17 protein-coding genes are annotated in these 16,696 nt (G+C 61.9%); 9 read left to right on the forward strand and 8 right to left on the reverse strand.

The features are described from left to right. Window positions 1-304 precede the first annotated feature (304 nt). From ASE71_RS10570 to ASE71_RS10590, 5 genes are all read right to left on the reverse strand, one after another. Window positions 305-748, reverse strand: a complete 444-nt coding sequence (locus ASE71_RS10570; RefSeq protein WP_244496952.1) for a PRC-barrel domain-containing protein — start codon at window positions 746-748, stop codon at window positions 305-307. Window positions 749-1,080: 332 nt separating this feature from the next. Beyond that, window positions 1,081-1,968 (reverse strand): aldose 1-epimerase, encoded by an 888-nt coding sequence (locus tag ASE71_RS10575; protein WP_060520865.1) that lies wholly within the window; start codon window positions 1,966-1,968, stop codon window positions 1,081-1,083. 3 nt (window positions 1,969-1,971) lie between these two features. After that, a complete protein-coding gene (araH, locus tag ASE71_RS10580) occupies window positions 1,972-2,922 on the reverse strand; it encodes an L-arabinose ABC transporter permease AraH (protein WP_060520866.1) in 951 nt (316 codons plus the stop codon). Continuing rightward, the gene (gene araG / locus ASE71_RS10585; RefSeq protein ID WP_060520867.1) at window positions 2,919-4,433 is read right to left on the reverse strand and encodes an L-arabinose ABC transporter ATP-binding protein AraG; all 1,515 of its coding nucleotides are present in this window, start codon (window positions 4,431-4,433) and stop codon (window positions 2,919-2,921) included. The genes araH and araG overlap by 4 nt, the downstream gene beginning before the upstream one ends. A 174-nt stretch (window positions 4,434-4,607) precedes the next feature. Next, on the reverse strand, window positions 4,608-5,591 hold the full coding sequence (locus ASE71_RS10590; protein ID WP_029742701.1) for an arabinose ABC transporter substrate-binding protein: 984 nt from the start codon (window positions 5,589-5,591) through the stop codon (window positions 4,608-4,610). A gap of 182 nt (window positions 5,592-5,773) precedes the next feature. Here ASE71_RS10590 and ASE71_RS10595 point away from each other — a divergent pair, with 182 nt between their 5' ends. The 6 genes from ASE71_RS10595 (at window position 5,774) to ASE71_RS10620 (ending at window position 12,080) form a co-directional block, all read left to right on the forward strand. Next, the gene (locus tag ASE71_RS10595; RefSeq protein WP_090301412.1) at window positions 5,774-6,541 is read left to right on the forward strand and encodes a FadR/GntR family transcriptional regulator; all 768 of its coding nucleotides are present in this window, start codon (window positions 5,774-5,776) and stop codon (window positions 6,539-6,541) included. 56 nt (window positions 6,542-6,597) lie between these two features. Beyond that, a complete protein-coding gene (dgoD, locus tag ASE71_RS10600) occupies window positions 6,598-7,746 on the forward strand; it encodes a galactonate dehydratase (protein WP_060520868.1) in 1,149 nt (382 codons plus the stop codon). An 11-nt stretch (window positions 7,747-7,757) separates the two neighbouring features. After that, a complete protein-coding gene (locus tag ASE71_RS10605) occupies window positions 7,758-8,534 on the forward strand; it encodes an SDR family oxidoreductase (RefSeq protein WP_060520869.1) in 777 nt (258 codons plus the stop codon). Window positions 8,535-8,699: 165 nt separating this feature from the next. Next, complete coding sequence (gene araD, locus ASE71_RS10610; protein WP_060520870.1) at window positions 8,700-10,415, forward strand: L-arabinonate dehydratase; 1,716 nt, start codon at window positions 8,700-8,702, stop codon at window positions 10,413-10,415. 10 nt (window positions 10,416-10,425) lie between these two features. Next, complete coding sequence (locus ASE71_RS10615; protein WP_060520882.1) at window positions 10,426-11,328, forward strand: dihydrodipicolinate synthase family protein; 903 nt, start codon at window positions 10,426-10,428, stop codon at window positions 11,326-11,328. 50 nt (window positions 11,329-11,378) lie between these two features. Further along, the gene (locus ASE71_RS10620) at window positions 11,379-12,080 is read left to right on the forward strand and encodes a FadR/GntR family transcriptional regulator (RefSeq protein WP_060520871.1); all 702 of its coding nucleotides are present in this window, start codon (window positions 11,379-11,381) and stop codon (window positions 12,078-12,080) included. A gap of 49 nt (window positions 12,081-12,129) precedes the next feature. On the opposite strand, the gene ASE71_RS10625 is transcribed toward ASE71_RS10620, so the two are convergent. Continuing rightward, window positions 12,130-12,432 (reverse strand): putative quinol monooxygenase, encoded by a 303-nt coding sequence (locus ASE71_RS10625; protein ID WP_060520872.1) that lies wholly within the window; start codon window positions 12,430-12,432, stop codon window positions 12,130-12,132. A 308-nt stretch (window positions 12,433-12,740) separates the two neighbouring features. Continuing rightward, window positions 12,741-13,598, reverse strand: coding sequence for a LysR family transcriptional regulator (locus ASE71_RS10630; protein ID WP_060520873.1), 858 nt, complete (start codon window positions 13,596-13,598; stop codon window positions 12,741-12,743). Window positions 13,599-13,690: 92 nt separating this feature from the next. On the opposite strand from ASE71_RS10630, the gene ASE71_RS10635 reads away from it, so the two are divergent. The 3 genes from ASE71_RS10635 to ASE71_RS10645 are packed head-to-tail and all read left to right on the forward strand — an operon-like array spanning window position 13,691 to window position 16,122. After that, window positions 13,691-14,476 carry an SDR family oxidoreductase gene (locus ASE71_RS10635; RefSeq protein ID WP_060520874.1) on the forward strand — a complete coding sequence of 262 codons (786 nt, stop codon included), beginning with the start codon at window positions 13,691-13,693 and terminating at the stop codon, window positions 14,474-14,476. Between the two features lie 15 nt (window positions 14,477-14,491). After that, window positions 14,492-15,199, forward strand: a complete 708-nt coding sequence (locus ASE71_RS10640; RefSeq protein WP_060520875.1) for a ribonuclease activity regulator RraA — start codon at window positions 14,492-14,494, stop codon at window positions 15,197-15,199. Beyond that, complete coding sequence (locus ASE71_RS10645) at window positions 15,196-16,122, forward strand: dihydrodipicolinate synthase family protein (RefSeq protein WP_060520876.1); 927 nt, start codon at window positions 15,196-15,198, stop codon at window positions 16,120-16,122. Before ASE71_RS10640 ends, ASE71_RS10645 begins: the two co-directional genes overlap by 4 nt. Before the next feature lie 420 nt (window positions 16,123-16,542). On the opposite strand, the gene ASE71_RS35045 is transcribed toward ASE71_RS10645, so the two are convergent. After that, window positions 16,543-16,696, reverse strand: a 154-nt coding sequence (locus ASE71_RS35045; protein ID WP_156411753.1) for an aldehyde dehydrogenase family protein, incomplete at its 5' end; no start/stop codon positions are given.

Below are 16,696 nucleotides of genomic sequence, written 5' to 3' on the forward strand. Positions count from 1 at the left end.
TCCGGAAGCGGGGCACTCTCCTTTGTGTTTGAAAGGCTGATGAAACGATCAGCGAAACGGAAAAGCGCACGACCAGAAAGGCCTGCGCAAATACGACATCATGTCGCATCCGATAGTCTTTTGGCACACTCGTGCAGAAATGTCCACATTGTGAGAATAGAAAACTAAGCCCTGGCGTTATTTGTCGCAGAAAATGGAATGCTTTCGCGCATTCTGAATGCGGTTATTCGGTGGCGGATGTGCAGGCGCCCGAAGACGAAAACGCGTTCGCCGGAGAAGCGAACGCGCGCGGCAGGGCCGGTCACTATTTCTTCAGCTTGCCGTAATCGAATTTTGGTGCCTTGGAGAGGTCATCCTTGTTGGTGTCGACATAGGCCTTCCAAGTGCCGTTGTCGTTGGCAAGCGCAATTGACGCCGGGTCGATGACGACATAGCTCTCGCCCAGGCCGAGGAAACCGCCGACGCTTGCGACGATACCGATGACGGACTTGCCGTCGCCGATGACAACGTCGGAAATCTCGCCGATCGTCTCGTTCTGCTTGTTATAGATATCGACGCCGATGAGCTGCGAATTGACGATATCGGTGTCTTTGATTTCCACATATTTCAGCGGCATCGTTGCGGCGGTACCCATCGTGATGCCGGGGCCGACCAGCATCGCATCTGCGCCGTTTGCTGCGGGTTCTTGCGCGAAGGCGGCGCTGGAAACGAGGGCAAGGGAAAGCGCGGCGGTGGTCAAATAATTCATGCATATCTCCTGTTCAGTCTCGCCACCGACCGGGGCGGTCGTGGCGGCTTCTAAACGGAGCCTGCTCAAAAAAGTTCCACGGAATCATTGGTATAAGCAATCTTGCGAAGTCTTTGATCTTTTCGCCTTCGTCCCCAATGCCTGCACAATCTCTACCGGAGACCCGCGACCGGGCGGTCGATCGCAGCTATCCCGCCTGTGGCGCGCTGGCACCGGCTGTTCGCACAGGCGCGAGGACCCCGCGGTAGCAACCAATAATTTTCGCTTAAGGCAATTTCACCCAGGGTTACTTGTAAACGATTGCTGGATGCGAAACCGCTCTTTGCGAACTGTTACCCGCTCGCCAGTTCCTCGACGCTGAGCGCGATCGTTCCGGTCACAGTCTGGAGAGGCTGCAGGCGGACGAGGCCGCCGTCGCGTTGATCGCGGTGCGCGTTCGGCCGATGGCTCATCGGCTCGAAGCAAAAGAAGCTGCTTGTCGCCGACGGCGAGTAGAGAACGAAGAACCGAAAATGCCCATCGGCCTCGAGCGAAGCGGCAAGCCCCGTTTCCGGCCATTCGATGCGGGCTCGTCCATCCCAGCCGTCGAAGGCATTGTTCAGCCAGTTCGGGGGCAAGGGGGAACCGGATGCAAAGTTCATGTTCTGGGGGATGGGGCCGGGGCGGTCTGGCAGATGACCTTCCCGTTCGCTCCAGTATCGGTCGGAACGGACGATGAGGCGCGTTTCAGGCGTGCGCGGAAAGTATGGATGGAAGCCCAGTCCGTAGGGCAGGGCCTGGTCGGCGCGGTTGGTGATGGAGAGCGAGAGGATCAGGCGCGGTCCGTCGATGGCGATCGTCTCTATCGCTTCATAGGCAAAGGGTGTGGCAACGCTTGCCTCCTGGTCCAAGCGAAGGGCGAGCGATTGCCGGTCGCGCTGCAGGATTGACCAGCGTCCAAGCCAGCCGTCTCCGTGCAAAACGAGCGGATCGGTGGTGTTTCTTTCCAGCCTGTAGTCGCGACCGTCGAATTGGAAGCCATTGGCCTCAATGCGGTTGCCAAAGGGCACCAGCGGAAAGCAGGCCTCGGCGCCGAACACTTGCGAGGCAAGCCCCGGTGCCGACGTCGGCGCCAGTAAAGGAATACCGCGCCAGCGGGCCGACAGGATCGCGCCGCCAAGCGGGCTCACCTCGACAGTGAGCCCTTCTTCGTTTTCGAGGAGGACGATGTCTTCCGTCATGCCCTAACTGCGACGACCGGCGGCGGCCGAACGCAGATTGTCGAGCAGCACTGCGAGCAGAAGGATCAGGCCGCGCACGACATACTGGTAGAAGGCCTGGATGTTGAGCAGGTTCATGACGTTTTCGGCAATGCCCATGATGAGAACACCGACGATCACGCCGGTCATCGCCGCCCTGCCGCCGGCAAGCGAGACGCCGCCGAGCACACAGGCCGAAATGACCGAGAGTTCGAGACCGGTTGCCGCATTCGGCTGGCCTGACGTGATGCGCGAGGCGAGCAGCACGCCGGCAACAGCGCAGACGAGGCCCTGCAGTGCGAAGATCCATATGCGCATGTTGGAGACATTGACGCCGGCGAGGCGTGAGGCTTCCGGGTTGCCGCCGATCGCGAGCGTGTTCTTGCCGAAGACAGTGCGGTTCAGCACGAAACCGAAGACGAGGAAGAAGCAACCCATCACCCAGATTGGCGTAGGGATGCCCAGGAACTTCGACAGTGCCAACTGATAGAAGCTCGGGTCGTTGATGCCGACGGCGCGACCGTCAGACGCAATCAGCGCGAAACCGCGCACGATCTGCATTGTAGCAAGCGTCGTGATCAGCGCGTTGATGCGGAAATGCGCAATCACCACGCCGTTGACGAGGCCGACGAAGCCGCCGCACAGGAGTGCCGCAATCAGGCCGACGAGGATCGAACCCGAGGCGTTCGATGCCATGACGGCGGCCATGCCCGAGAAGGCGACGGTCGAGCCGACCGAGAGGTCGAAGTCACGCGAGGCCAGGCAGAACATCATCGTGCAGGCGACGATGCCGATGGTGACGACCGACTGCAGCAGGCCGAGCATGTTGCGCTCGGTCAAGAAGTTCGGAACCGTCAGCGCCACGATGGCGAAGGCGACGGCCAAGATGACGACCAGACCCTGTTCGCCGAGAAGAAGTTTTTTCAAGGAAGTCATGACGGCTGAACCTGCTCGGTTGGAACATCGGGAAGGGCGGCGGCGAGGATGCGTCGTTCGTCGAAATCGGTGCGCGCGAAATCGGCGGCGATCCGGCCCTGGCACATGACGAGGATACGGTCGGTAATGCCCATCACCTCGGGCAATTCGCTGGAGATGACGACGATCGCCATGCCCTGACCGGCGAGTTCGTAGAGGATTTCGTAGATCTCCGACTTGGCGCCGACATCGATGCCGCGCGTCGGCTCATCGATGATCAGCACCTTCACGCCCTGTTCGGAGAGCCAGCGGCCAAGGATGACCTTCTGCTGGTTGCCGCCGGAGAGATTGATGATGTCCTGCTTGCGGGACGGCGTGCGCACCCGAAGTTTGGCGATGAAGCGGTCCGCCAGTTCCGCTTCCTTCTTGCGGTTGAGGATGCCGAAGGGCGAAAAGTGCCGGCGCGACGAAATCGCCATGTTTTCTTCGATGTTGCGCCCCTGAACGATGCCGTCGAACTTGCGGTCCTCTGGGCACAGGACCATGCCGGCGCGGATCGATTGTGGCGGGTTGTCGGCCGGCACGATCGCGCCGTCGATCGTCACGGTTCCCTGGTGGCGTCTGTCTGCGCCATAGACCAGCCGGGTCATCTCGCTGCGGCCAGCGCCGATCAGGCCGAAAAAGCCAAGGATCTCGCCGCGCCGGACCGAGAAGCTCAAGGGTGTCTTCAGCTTCGGACCGCAGATCGCGTCGACGCGCAGACGTTCCGCGCCGAGATCGCGGCCCCGCCAGCCCCAGATGTTTGAGATCTCGCGTCCGACCATCTCGGCGATGATTTGGTCGCGCGTGACCTTGGAAATGTCAGGATGATGGGCGGCAAGCTTGCCGTCGCGCAGCACAGTCAGGCTGTCGCAAAGCCGGAAGATCTCGTCGAGCCGGTGGGAGACATAGAGGATCACGGTGCCATTCGAGCGCAAGCGTTCGATCAGGGCAAAGAGGATTTCGCTTTCGCGGGACGACAGCGACGAGGTCGGCTCGTCGAGCGCGATGACGCGCGCATCAAGCATGACGGCCTTGGCGATCTCGACCATCTGGCGCTCGCCGATCGAGAGCGAGGCGATCTTGGCGGACGGATCGACGTCAATGCCGATTTCCGCAAGCTTCTCGCCGACGACGCGAAGCAACTGGCGTCGATCGATGACCCCGCCCTTGCCGGGGAAGTGGCCGAGCCAGAGGTTTTCGGCGACCGTCAGTTCCGGAACGAGCTGCAGTTCCTGGTGGATGACGATAACACCGGCGCGAAACGCATCGCGCACGGAGCGATAGCCTTGTGCTTCGCCTTCAATACGGATCTCGCCGTTATCGGCGGACTGGTCGCCCGAGAGCAGGCGGATAAGCGTCGACTTGCCCGCGCCGTTCTCGCCCATGAGGCCATGGACGGCGCCCTTGCGCACAGAAAACGAGACATCCGACAGCGCCTGGACGCCGGGATAGCCCTTGGAGATCGATTGGAATTCAAGGAAGTCTTGCATATGCGGCTCCGATACGGAACGCCAGGCAGCCGAGCCGCCGGGCCGATAGAGCGGGATGCGGAAAGTGTGCGCGGTTTTCCGCCCGCATCCCGCTCTAAACTACCAGAATCGATCACGTTGATTGTTTGGGTCGGTCCGACCCAAACAATCGTGATCTCGTGTCGCAAGCAGCGATTACTCGATGCCGAGATCCTTGCGTACGGCCTCGTAGTTGTCGCGCAGCGCAAGCTGGCCGGCGGTCAGGGTCAGCTTTTCCGGTTCCTTGCCGTTGGCGATCCACTCATACATGTTGAGTGCGGTCTCGTAGCCGTGGCGCTTCGGCGAGATGATGACGGTGCCGAAGAAGCCGGTCGCCGCAGGCTTCTTGAACTCGTTGATCGCCGAGTCCGCGCCGCCAATGCCGACGCCGATCATGCTGTCGGGAGCAATGCCGACCGTCTCGGTTGCGCGCACGGCGCCGAGTACCGCTTCGTCATTGAGGCCGATCGCAACCCACTTCTTGATGCCGGCGTTCTTATTGAGCACGATCGTCGAGGCGTTAAGTGCTGCCTCCGTATCGGTCTTGGCCTGCGGCGCGTCGAAGATGTTGGCTTCCGGGAAGCCGTTGGCCTTGAGAACCGAAAGCGCGCCCTCAACGCGGTCGACCGCCGTCGGGAGCTGGTCGTAGGAAACGCGGATCGCGCCGACGTCCTTCATGTCCCAGCCACGCTTCTTGATTTCGTCGACCAGGGCTTGACCAACAGCTTCGCCGATTTTCGTCGCCGAAATGCCCATGTGGGGCACGTCTTCGATCGGGCTGCCGTCGGCGTTGACCAAACGGTCGTCGACCGTCATCAACTTGAGGTCGTTGGCGGCCGCTTTCGCGACGATGCCGGGGCCGAGCTTGACGTCAGGGGTGCAGACGATGAAGCCCTGCGCGCCCTGGGCGCCGAGATTGTCGATTGCCGACTGAACCTTCTCGCCGTCTTCCGCACCGATCTTGACCAGCGTGAAGCCCTTTTCCTTAGCGGCGACGTCGGCGAACTTCCATTCGTCCTGGAACCACGGCTCTTCCGGCTGCTTGACGATGAAGCCGATTTTGACGTCGGCAGCGAACGCCGAGGTTGCCGCAAACACGGCGACGGTACCAGCCAGAATGGCTGCCTTGATAAAGCGCATGATGTCTCTCCCTGGTGAACTGCCTCCTGCAGTGAGCATTTGTGTATGATGAATCATCATATTCGTCAATTGCCTTTGTATGATGAATGAGATAGTGATGTATAACGATAGTGTGCTTCGTTGCGTTGTCGCCTCCAAGCGTCTGCGCTATGGAGCGACAGGGAGACGGGAGCGGGAGGAAAATGGCGGTGGAAGAGCAGGACTACAGCAACGGCGCGCAGGAGCGCGGCCAGCGTCGCCCTCGCGTTCAAAAGAATGTGACGCGCGCCATCGCCTCGGACATCTGCGCCGACGTCTTTCCGGTCGGCTCCTTCCTGCCGCGCGAAAACGACCTTTGCGAACGTTATGGCGTCAGCCGGACCGTCATCCGCGAAACCTTGAAGGTGCTGGAATCGAAGGGCATGGTCCGCGGCCGTTCCCGGGTGGGCACGATCGTCTGCAACAAGGACGAGTGGAACATCCTCGATTCCCAGGTGCTCGAATGGATCGGCGAGCGCATCTTTGAATTCGATCTTTTGAACTGCGTTCTGGAGGCGCGCCGCGCGATCGAGCCGGCGGCCGCTGAGTTTGCGGCCGAACGCGCGACCGTCCAGGAAATTGCCGACCTCGAGCGCGCCTGGCAGGCGATGCGTGACGGCGAGCGCGATGTCGTCGGCTTCACCGATGCCGACGTCGCCTTTCATACCTGCCTGCTCAAGGCCAGCCATAACCAGGTCTTCCTGCAACTCGTCGGCATCATCCAGGCGGCGCTGAAGTTCTCGCTGTATGCCTCCAATGAAGTTGCCGAACGTCGTGACGAAGCAATCGATATCCATGGCGAACTGGTCGAGGCACTGCGTCTGCGCGACAAGGCGAGGGCGCGCGACTGTTCCACGCGCATGCTGGATCTTGCCGCCCGCGACCTCAAGCTTGCCGTAGAACGTCACCGGCCCGCCCCGTCGGCGCGCTGAAACCCCTTCCCGGCGGCCGACGTCGTCGCCTTGTTTGACCCAGCGGATATCGCACCATGAAGATCACCAAGCTCACCACCTACATCGTTCCGCCGCGCTGGCTGTTTCTGAAGATCGAGACCGACGAGGGCATCGTCGGCTGGGGTGAGCCGGTTGTCGAAGGCCGCGCCCTGACCGTGGAAGCCGCCGTCAACGAGCTTGCGGACTATCTGATCGGCAAGGATCCGCTGCTGATTGAGGACCACTGGCAGGTGATGTATCGCGGCGGCTTCTACCGCGGCGGTGCGGTCCACATGTCGGCGATTGCTGGCATCGACCAGGCGCTCTGGGACATCAAGGGCAAGGCCTATGGCCAACCGGTGCATGCGCTGCTTGGCGGCCAGGTGCGCGACCGCATCAAGGTCTATTCCTGGATCGGCGGTGACCGTCCGTCCGATGTCGCCAAAAATGCCCGCGACGTCGTCGCCCGCGGCTTCAAGGCCATCAAGCTCAATGGCTGCGAGGAGATGCAGATCGTCGACACCTGGGAGAAGGTGGAAAAGGCGGTCGAAACCATTGCGACGATCCGCGAGGCGATCGGCCTGCATATCGGCATCGGCGTCGATTTCCACGGTCGCGTGCACCGGCCGATGGCGAAGGTCCTGGCGAAGGAACTTCAGCCCTTCAACCTGATGTTTATCGAAGAACCGGTGCTTTCGGAAAACCGCGAGGCGCTGAAGGAAATTGCCAACCATTGCTCGACGCCGATCGCGCTCGGTGAGCGGCTCTATTCGCGTTGGGACTTCAAGTCGGTGCTGGCCGACGGCTATGTCGATATCCTCCAGCCGGACCTGTCGCATGCCGGCGGCATCACCGAATGCCGCAAGATTGCTGCGATGGCGGAGGCCTACGACGTGGCGCTGGCACCGCATTGCCCGCTGGGACCGATCGCGCTTGCCGCCTGCCTTCAGGTCGATGCCGTCAGCTACAACGCCTTCATTCAGGAACAGAGCCTCGGCATCCACTACAACGAGGCCAACGACATTCTCGACTACATCTCCAACAAGGAGGTGTTCCACTACGCGGACGGCTTCGTGTCTATCCCGCAAGGCCCTGGCCTCGGCATCGAGGTGGATGAGCAATATGTCATCGAGCGCGCAAAGGAGGGCCATCGCTGGCGCAACCCGATTTGGCGCCACGCCGATGGCAGCGTAGCCGAGTGGTAGGGAGCGCGGGTATGGCGGGTCGTCTTGAGGGAAAACGCGTCGTTGTCACCGGCGCAGCGCAAGGCATCGGCCTCGCGATCGCTGAAGCCTTCCTTGGCGAGGGGGCGGGCCTCTTCCTCATCGACCGTGATGGCGACCTCTTGGCGAGCGAAGCCGAGCGCCTGCGTATGTCGGGCGGGAAGGTCGGCTACGCCACGGCCGATATCACCGATGCCGATGCCATCGAGCAGGTCGTTGTTGCCGCCGCCCGTGAGATCGGTCAGCCGAATGCGCTCGTCAACAATGCCGGCGTCAACGTCTTCTTCGAGCCGTTGAAACTCTCGGATGCCGATTGGCAGCGCTGCTTCGACATCAATCTCAAGGGTGCGTGGAATTGCAGCAAGGCTGTGCTGCCGGGCATGATCGAGGCGGGCGGCGGCGTCATCCTCAATATTGCCTCGACCCACGCCTTCACCATCATCCCGCACACCTTCCCCTATCCGGTCGCCAAACATGCGCTTCTCGGCATGACCAAGGCGCTGGGGCTCGAATATGCCGGGCAGGGCGTGCGCGTGAATGCGCTGGCGCCGGGTTATGTCCGCACGCAGAAGGCCGTGGAATACTGGAACAGTTTCCCCGATCCGGTCGCCGCCGAGGCCGATACCATGAAGCTCCATCCCGGCGGCCGCATCGCAACACCGGAGGAAATCGCCAAGGCTGCACTCTTCATGATCTCGGACGAATGCCCGTTCATGAACGCCACCTGCCTGACGGTCGATGGCGGTATGAGCGTGCTGCACCATCCCTGAAGGGCCACTTCGACAGCTTCCCTCCACTTTTTTCGACCTCCGGCCTCACCAGCCGGAGGTTTTTCTTTGCCTTCACGTCAGGCCGGTCATCGCTTGACCTGCAATAACTCCGATTATATGAGAAATGAAAAGAGCGCGAGCGCTCGAGGTAATCGGGGAGGACACATGTCCAGGAAATTAAGATCGCAGCATTGGTTTGGCGGACTGGACAAGGACGCCTTCATTCATCGCAGCTGGATGAAGAACAACGGGTTGCCCGACGACGTCTTCGACGGGCGGCCGGTGATCGGCATCTGCAACACTTTCTCGGAGCTGACGCCCTGCAATGCGCATTTCCGCGCGCTGGTCGAACACATCAAGGCAGGCGTGCTCGAGGCCGGTGGCCTGCCGCTGGAGTTCCCGGTGTTTTCCTGCGGCGAGTCCAATCTGCGGCCGACTGCCATGCTCTTCCGCAACCTTGCCTCGATGGACGTAGAGGAGGCGATCCGCGGCAACCCTATCGACGGCGTCGTGCTCATGGCGGGCTGCGACAAGACCACGCCGTCGCTGGTGATGGGGGCCGCCTCCTGCGATCTTCCTTCGATTGTCATCTCCGGCGGGCCGATGTTGAACGGCCGCTTCAAGGGTCGCACGATCGGCTCAGGCACCGATGTCTGGAAGTTTTCCGAAGACGTGCGTGCCGGTGTCATGTCGCAACAGGATTTCATGGCGGCCGAAAGCGCCATGTCGCGCTCGCCAGGCCATTGCATGACGATGGGCACCGCCTCGACCATGGCGTCCATGGTTGAAGCGCTCGGGCTTGCGCTGCCCGGCAATGCCGCCTGTCCGGCGGTTGATGCGGGCCGCGCCCGGCTGGCGCGGCTGACCGGGCGGCGGATCGTCGAAATGGTTGCCGAGGACCTGCGCCTGTCGAAGATCCTGACCCGTGACGCCTTAGCCAATGCCATCCGCGTCAACGGTGCGATCGGCGGCTCCACCAACGCCGTTGTGCATCTCCTGGCAATCGCCGGGCGGATTGGCACGAAGCTCTCTCTCGACGACTGGGACCGGCTCGGCCGCGATATTCCGACCATCCTCAACCTCATGCCTTCGGGGCGCTATCTGATGGAGGATTTCCACTATGCCGGCGGGCTGCCCGCCGTCATGAAGGAGATTGCTGCGCTTCTGGAACTCAGTGCCCTGACGGTGACCGGCCAAAGCGTCGGCGCCAACATCGAGTCTGTCGAGAACTACAACGACGACGTCATCCTGCCGCTCGATCGGGCCCTGACGTCGAGTGGCGGCATCGCCGTGCTGCGCGGCAACCTTGCGCCTGACGGCGCGATCATCAAGCCTTCCGCGGCGACCCCGGCGCTGATGCAGCACCGCGGCCGCGCTGTCGTGTTCGAAACCATCGACCACTACAAGGCGCGGATCGATGACCCGGATCTTAACATCGACGAGACCTCGATCATGGTGCTGAAGAACTGCGGCCCGAAGGGCTATCCGGGCATGGCCGAGGTCGGCAACATGGCTCTCCCGCAGAAGCTCCTGGAAAAGGGCGTGCGCGACATGGTGAGGATCTCGGATGCCCGTATGTCGGGGACGGCCTTTGGCACCGTCGTCCTGCACACGGCACCCGAAGCTGCGGTTGGCGGCCCGCTGGCCCTGGTAAGGGATGGCGACTGGATTGAGCTCGACGTTGCCGGCCGCCGCCTCCACCTCGACGTGAGCGACGAGGAACTGGCGCGCCGAAAAACCGCCTGGACCGCGCCACCCCCGGAAATGGTCGGTGGCTATCAGGGCCTCTATGTCGAGCGCGTGATGCAGGCCGACACCGGCGCGGATCTCGATTTTCTTGTCGGCGGCCGCGGCCACGCAGTTCCGCGCGAAAGCCATTGAGGAGGCGACGGTGGACGACTTCCGCATCGAAAGCCTTCATGGCATCCACGCCATCCTCTACGCGCTTTTCGACAAGGACGAAAAGCTCGATCGCGCCGCCATGCGCCGCCAGACGGAGATCTGCCTGGCAAGCGGCGTGCACGGCATGGCAGGGCTTGGCCTTGCGACCGAGGCCTCCAAGCTCGACGAGGCCGAGCGCATGGCAATCATGGAGTGGCTGGTCGAGGATACGGCCGGGCAGGTACCGGTCGCCCTGACGATCTTTGGCGCGTCGGTCGAGGAACAGGTGCGCCAGGCGCGCCATGCGGCACGGGCCGGCGCCGACTGGCTGATCCTCCAGCCGCCGATGGTCGGCCAGTTCTCGGCCGCCGAGTACATCCGCTTCTTCGGCCGTGTCGCCGATCAGACCGAGCTGCCGCTTGCCATTCAGAACGCCCCGGCCCTGATGGGACGAGGGCTGACGGCCGCCGATATCCGCGAGCTGGTGCGCCAACACCCCAACATTCGGCTGGTGAAGGGCGAGGGGCCTGTCGTCGACATCGCCCATCTCATCGAGGTTACCGAGGGCCGGCTGCCGGTATTTAACGGTCGTGCGGGCCTTGAGCTGCTCGAGAACCTGCGCATCGGTTGCCACGGCCTGATCCTTGCGCCAGATTCGATCGACTATGCCGTGCGCGCCTACGAGTTCTTTTCAGACGGTTGGGACGAGCACGCGCAAGAGGCTTATCGGCAGATGCTGCCCGGCGTGGTCTTCACCATGCAGGGCATCGAGACGCTGCTTTATTACGGGAAGCGCCTTTTCGGCGAACGGGCGGGCATAACCATCCACGACCGTGCGCCGGCCATGCGACCGACCGCGATTGGCATCGAGATGACCCGCCGCTACGCGGCCGCGATGGGTGGCTTTTCCTGATCGGGGCGACCGGCTATGAACGGGGCGGAGATGCAATGGAGAGAGTGGGCATGAAGGCAATCGCTCGGGAGGATCGCGGCCTGCCTGCTCGCATCGCAGGCGATATTGGCCGCCGCATCACGCTCGGCGAGCTGAAGGTTGGCGATACCCTGCCGAAGGAAGCCGACATGCTGGCGACGCTCGGCGTCAGCCGCACGACGTTGCGCGAAGCGCTGAAGATCCTGTCGACCAAGGGCTTCATTGAGGCAAAGCCCCGGCTCGGGACACGCGTGCGGGCGGCCGAACACTGGAACACCCTCGATCCCGTCGTGCTTTCGTGGCAAAGTGACGCGGAGGATCAGGCAACGCTTGCCGAAGAACTGTTCGAGCTCCGCCTGTCGATCGAACCGCTTGCTGCACGCCTTGCCGCCAGACGCGGATCTGCGGCCGAGCATGCAGAGATTCGGGCCGCTTTCGCACGAATGGCGGAAGGCGACGCTCGTGTCGAAGACGCGATCGAGGCTGATATCGCCTTTCACCTCAACATCTTTCAATCCGCCCACAACCGCTTCCTCTTGCCGGTTGCTTCCGTCATTCGGGCAGCGCTCTCCATCAGCATCCCGAAGACGATGGCGGCTACAGGCGGTTTCGGCCAATCCCTGGCCCAGCATGAGGCGATCCTCGTCGCGATCGAAGAACGCGACGAGGACAAGGCATTCGAACGCGCTGCAGCGTTGATCGCGTCGACCTACAAGCGCAATTTCGCCTCCTAACCAGTTGCTCCGGCGATACCGCCCGCAAGTTCGAGATCGTCACCGCGGCTCACGGGGAGACCTGATCCAGGAAAATCAGGCGCAGAGGTTCTTCAAGGAGGGTATCGATTTCGGTCGCGAAGGCTTGAAAATGGGGTGTCGCGAAGTGCGCGTCGAGCGCAAGCTGGTCGGCGAAAGCTTCGCGCATGTAGAAGGTACCGGGCTCATCCCGCAGCTCGAACAAGACATAGTCGAGGTTGCCGGGTTCTGCCCGCGTTGGAGCGATGAGACCAAGCAGGCCTTGCCGGAGGGCCTCGCGTTGGTGCGGTTTGGCCTTCAAAATCGCGATGGAGATTACCTTTTCTGTGGTCATGACGGTTCCTTTCGTCGGGCGCTGGTGCGAACGATCTCGGGGGTGGTTCTGCGGGTTGGTGCGGTGTGAACGGGTTTGAAATGCCGTGGGCCGATCGAGGTACATACTCATCTAGGAGCCCGGATCGACCAAGAGTGACGATAGTGCCGTGCAGCCCGGTCCGATAATCCGTCACGGACAGAAATGTTATTTCGGAGTTGGCGAATAATCTGTGCTCGCGTTGCCGGATCGCCGGCCTCGGTTCCGGCGGCAGGCCGCTGCGTAGAGCAAATCTCCTAGAACTCGACCGCCGACGTGCCCCTCGTTTTCTATGATCGGATGGCGTCGAGGATGGTCTGTATCAGTCGGCCTGACGGTGCGTTGCGTGGCCTGAGCAAACCGATCTCACGGCTCGGCGCGTTCGGCAGCGGTAGCCGGGCGACGCGCAGCTTGTCGAAGAGCGGCGAGCGCCAGTCGGGCATCAGCGACACGCCAAGTCCAGCCTCAACCATCATCGATATGGCTTCAAGTGAATCAAGCTCCAGCCACTCTCGAGGGAGAATTCGCTGGGTTTGAAGGTAGGTATCGGCCAGTCGGCCACCCCAGTTGCTTCTGTCGTATCGAATGAACGGTTGCTCGCGAAGCAGGCGATCGACGGGGGTCTCTGAAAGGTCCGGGGGGGCCAGGAGTACGAACCGTTCCGACCGGATGAGGTCCCAGTTGAGCGTCTTTGGAATGGGGAAGGGCGGTTTGACAAGGATTGCCGCGTCGATCTTCTCTTCAGCGACACTGTTATAGAGTTCGGCCGACGTGCCCGGCAGCAGGAAGATGTCGACGCCCGGCGTCCTGTCGAAAACCCTCCGCAAGGCGTTCGGAAGCAGGCCGGTCAGAACCGTCGAGATGGCGCCCAGACGGAGTTCTCCGAATGCCTGGTCGTCGCGCGCCAAGCCTTTCAGCTGCCTGACTTCGGCCAGAACGCGCCGGCTCTTTTCCAGGATTGCGACGCCCGCTTCGGTTGGCTTCACCCGCCGGCCTGATCGCGCAAGAAGAGGCAGTCCGATCTCGTCTTCCAACGCCTGGATCCGTTGCGCGACCGCCGCTGGCGTGACGCCCATGCGGCGTGACGCCTCGGCGAGCGAGCCATGCTGGACCACCGCCAGAAAGGTTTCGAGAAAGCGCGTTTCCATCCTTAGTTTTACTATCGTCTGAAGGGATAAAAAGGAAGGTTTTTCTTCCGTTTCCGCCTTGGCATAGTGCCGTCAAACAACAGGAGGAAGAGTTGGATCTTCAGTTGAACAGCAAGACGGCGCTCGTATTCGGCGCCGGTGGTGGGCTTGGCGGCGCGATCGCCAGGTCGCTCGCGGCCGAAGGCGTTTCCGTCGTTGTCGCCGACATCCACGAGGAAAGCGCCACGGCGACGGCAGAGGCAATCAGCGGCGCAGGCGGCAAGGCCATTCCGCTCGTTTGGGACATCGGCGACCTTTCCCTGATCGGTCAGAAGCTCGATGCCAGAAAAGCTGCGTTCGGACCGGTCGACATCCTTGTCAACAACACCGGGGGGCCGCCGCCAACGCCCGCCGCCGGACAGTCGCCCGACGATTGGTCGAAATATTTCGACCTCATGGTTCGCTCGGTGATCGCGGTCACCGATGCGGTGCTTCCGGGTATGCGCGAGCGCAAATGGGGACGCATCATTACCTCGACGTCCTCCGGCGTCGTCGCGCCGATTGCAAATCTCGGGATATCGAACAGCCTGCGCCTGGCCTTGGTCGGCTGGTCGAAGACCCTGGCGCGTGAGGTTGGTCGCGACGGTATCACCGCAAACATCGTACTGCCGGGGCGTATTGCCACCGGGCGGATCGTCTTTCTGGACGAACAGAAGGCCAAGCGCGAGAAGCGCCCCGTCGCCGATGTCACGGCTGAAAGCACCGGGTCGATCCCGGTCGGCCGCTACGGCGATCCGAAGGAATATGGCGACACCGTCAGCTTCCTTGCGAGCCCCCGCGCATCCTATATCACCGGCTCAGTCATCCGTGTCGATGGCGGGCTGATCAACAGCATCTGATGTGCGAGGTTTCTAATGACACTTGAGCCTCACGTCGTTGAAACTCTGAAGAGCGTCTCCACCGCGACGCTCACTACGGTTCTCCTCAAAAAAGGGCTTCGCAACATCTGGCTGCGCGGCACGAAACCACTGAAGCCCGGCCAGGGACGGGTTGTCGGCAAGGCCTTTACGCTGCGCTTCATTCCTGCCCGGGAAGACCTCGCCACGCCTGCGAGCTGGGCGTCGCCAATCTCCACGCGGGCGGCGATCGAAGCGATGCCAGAGGGCTGCATCGCCGTCGCCGATGCAGTGGGCGTCAGTGATGCCGGCATCTTCGGCGACATCCTGTGTGCCCGCATGGCGAAACGCAAAGTTGCCGGCCTCGTTACCGACGGCGTGATGCGGGACGCCGAGGGGGTGCTGGCGAGCGGCATGAAGGTGTGGTGCAATGGTGTTGCGGCACCGCCTTCAGTCGCAGGCTTGACCTTCGTTGGATGGCAGGAGCCAATCAATTGCGGCGGCGTCGCCGTTCTGCCTGATGATATTGTCGTCGTCGACGACGACGGCGCAGTCCTGATCCCGGCCGCGCTTCTCGAAGAGGTGCTCGCTGAGGCACCCGAGCAGGAGCGTATGGAAGCCTGGATCATGACTGAAGTGGATCGGGGCGTGCCGCTTCCCGGTCTTTACCCGATGAACGCTGAAACGAAGGCCCGGTACGAGGCGTGGAAGGAAAGCCAGAAATGACGTTCAGCACGCAATCCAAGGGCGTCTACGCCATCGCGACGACACCGTTCTTCGAGGACGGCTCGATCGATTTCAATTCGATCGACAAGTTGACAGACTTTTATGAGGAGAGCGGTTGCACCGGCGTCACGATCCTTGGGATCATGGGCGAGGCCCCGAAGCTCGAACCGGAGGAAAGCAGAGCCATCGTCAAGCGGGTGGTCTCCCGGTCGAAGATTCCTGTCATCGTCGGTGTATCCGCTCCAGGTTTTGCCAGCATGCGCTCGCTGGCGCGTGACTCGATGGAGATGGGTGCCGCCGGCGTCATGATCGCTCCGCCACCTGCGCTGCGCACGGATGATCAGATCGTCAACTATTTCGCAGGTGCGGTGGAAGCGGTCGGCCAAGATGTGCCGTGGGTTTTGCAGGACTATCCGCTGACCCTCACGGTTGTCATGGCGCCTGGCGTCATCGCGAAGATCATCACCAACCATTCGTCCTGCCTGATGCTGAAGCACGAGGACTGGCCCGGTCTTGAGAAAATATCAAAGTTGCGCGCCATGCAGAAGGCGGGCGAACTTCGCGAATTTTCCATCCTGTGCGGCAATGGCGGCCTCTTCCTCGACTTTGAGCCGGAGCGCGGTGCCGATGGTGCCATGACCGGCTACGGTTTTCCGGACATGCTTACCGAACTGATGGAGCTTTCTGCGGCCGGGAAAAGGGATGAAGCGCACGATCTATTCGACGCGCACCTGCCGTTGATCCGTTACGAGCAGCAGCTCGGGATTGGCCTTGCCATTCGCAAGCACGTTCTGAAGCGTCGCGGCGTTATCGCCACCGACGCGCAACGCAAGCCAGCCCAGATGCTGACCCCGACAGCGCGGGCGGAAGTGGATTATCTGCTTGCCCGTCTCGCGAGATACGACAGGCGAGCTGCTTTCTAGGCCGCTTCTTCTCACCGGGGCCCCCGTCCGTCTCTGATCTGAAGCGGCGGACGGGTTTTTAAAGGTCGTTCCCGTTCTGCGACTTGTCATTGCGGTCTGTGCTCGCGCTCGCGCGCCTGATACTCTGACCTTGCCGATTGTCGATACACCTGTTTCAGAACGAGGTTTGACGATGCAGGGCCAGGAAACTTTCCTTGAAAGAACGTTGCGTATCGGTGTGATCGTTGTGGTCGCGATCCTGCTTGGGGCGATCCAGTACGTGGTGTCTTCGCGAGGCCTCTATCCGGTTCTCTGAGAGAAAATCGCGACCTCCTGAGCTGGCGGCCTCGGCAATTATCCTTGCGGACCTGATCTGTAAATCGAAACAGCCCCGCCGCCCAACACCGAGATGGATGTTGGACGCCGGGGCTTGTCTCACATTTAAGCGAGCGTGTAGGCCGTCTTGACGGTGGTGTAAAACTCGGCGGCGTAGCGCCCCTGCTCGCGTGAGCCGTGGGACGAGCCCTTGCGCCCGCCGAAGGGCACGTGGAAATCGACGCCCGCCGTCGGCAGGTTGACCATCACCATGCCGGCT

Origin of the sequence: Ensifer sp. Root954 (assembly GCF_001429005.1) — a bacterium.
Classification (GTDB): domain Bacteria; phylum Pseudomonadota; class Alphaproteobacteria; order Rhizobiales; family Rhizobiaceae; genus Ensifer; species Ensifer adhaerens.

Bases quoted from the DNA above. Each gene is read 5' to 3' on its own strand.
- ASE71_RS10645 (WP_060520876.1), top strand. From the start codon at position 15,196: ATGACGTTCAGCACGCAATCCAAGGGCGTCTACGCCATCGCGACGACA.
- ASE71_RS10640 (WP_060520875.1), top strand. From the start codon at position 14,492: ATGACACTTGAGCCTCACGTCGTTGAAACTCTGAAGAGCGTCTCCACC.
- ASE71_RS10595 (WP_090301412.1), top strand. From the start codon at position 5,774: ATGGCGGTGGAAGAGCAGGACTACAGCAACGGCGCGCAGGAGCGCGGC.
- ASE71_RS10625 (WP_060520872.1), bottom strand. From the start codon at position 12,432: ATGACCACAGAAAAGGTAATCTCCATCGCGATTTTGAAGGCCAAACCG.
- araD (WP_060520870.1), top strand. From the start codon at position 8,700: ATGTCCAGGAAATTAAGATCGCAGCATTGGTTTGGCGGACTGGACAAG.
- ASE71_RS10575 (WP_060520865.1), bottom strand. From the start codon at position 1,968: ATGACGGAAGACATCGTCCTCCTCGAAAACGAAGAAGGGCTCACTGTC.
- ASE71_RS10590 (WP_029742701.1), bottom strand. From the start codon at position 5,591: ATGCGCTTTATCAAGGCAGCCATTCTGGCTGGTACCGTCGCCGTGTTT.
- ASE71_RS10630 (WP_060520873.1), bottom strand. From the start codon at position 13,598: ATGGAAACGCGCTTTCTCGAAACCTTTCTGGCGGTGGTCCAGCATGGC.
- araH (WP_060520866.1), bottom strand. From the start codon at position 2,922: ATGACTTCCTTGAAAAAACTTCTTCTCGGCGAACAGGGTCTGGTCGTC.
- ASE71_RS10605 (WP_060520869.1), top strand. From the start codon at position 7,758: ATGGCGGGTCGTCTTGAGGGAAAACGCGTCGTTGTCACCGGCGCAGCG.
- araG (WP_060520867.1), bottom strand. From the start codon at position 4,433: ATGCAAGACTTCCTTGAATTCCAATCGATCTCCAAGGGCTATCCCGGC.
- ASE71_RS10620 (WP_060520871.1), top strand. From the start codon at position 11,379: ATGAAGGCAATCGCTCGGGAGGATCGCGGCCTGCCTGCTCGCATCGCA.
- ASE71_RS10570 (WP_244496952.1), bottom strand. From the start codon at position 748: ATGAATTATTTGACCACCGCCGCGCTTTCCCTTGCCCTCGTTTCCAGC.
- dgoD (WP_060520868.1), top strand. From the start codon at position 6,598: ATGAAGATCACCAAGCTCACCACCTACATCGTTCCGCCGCGCTGGCTG.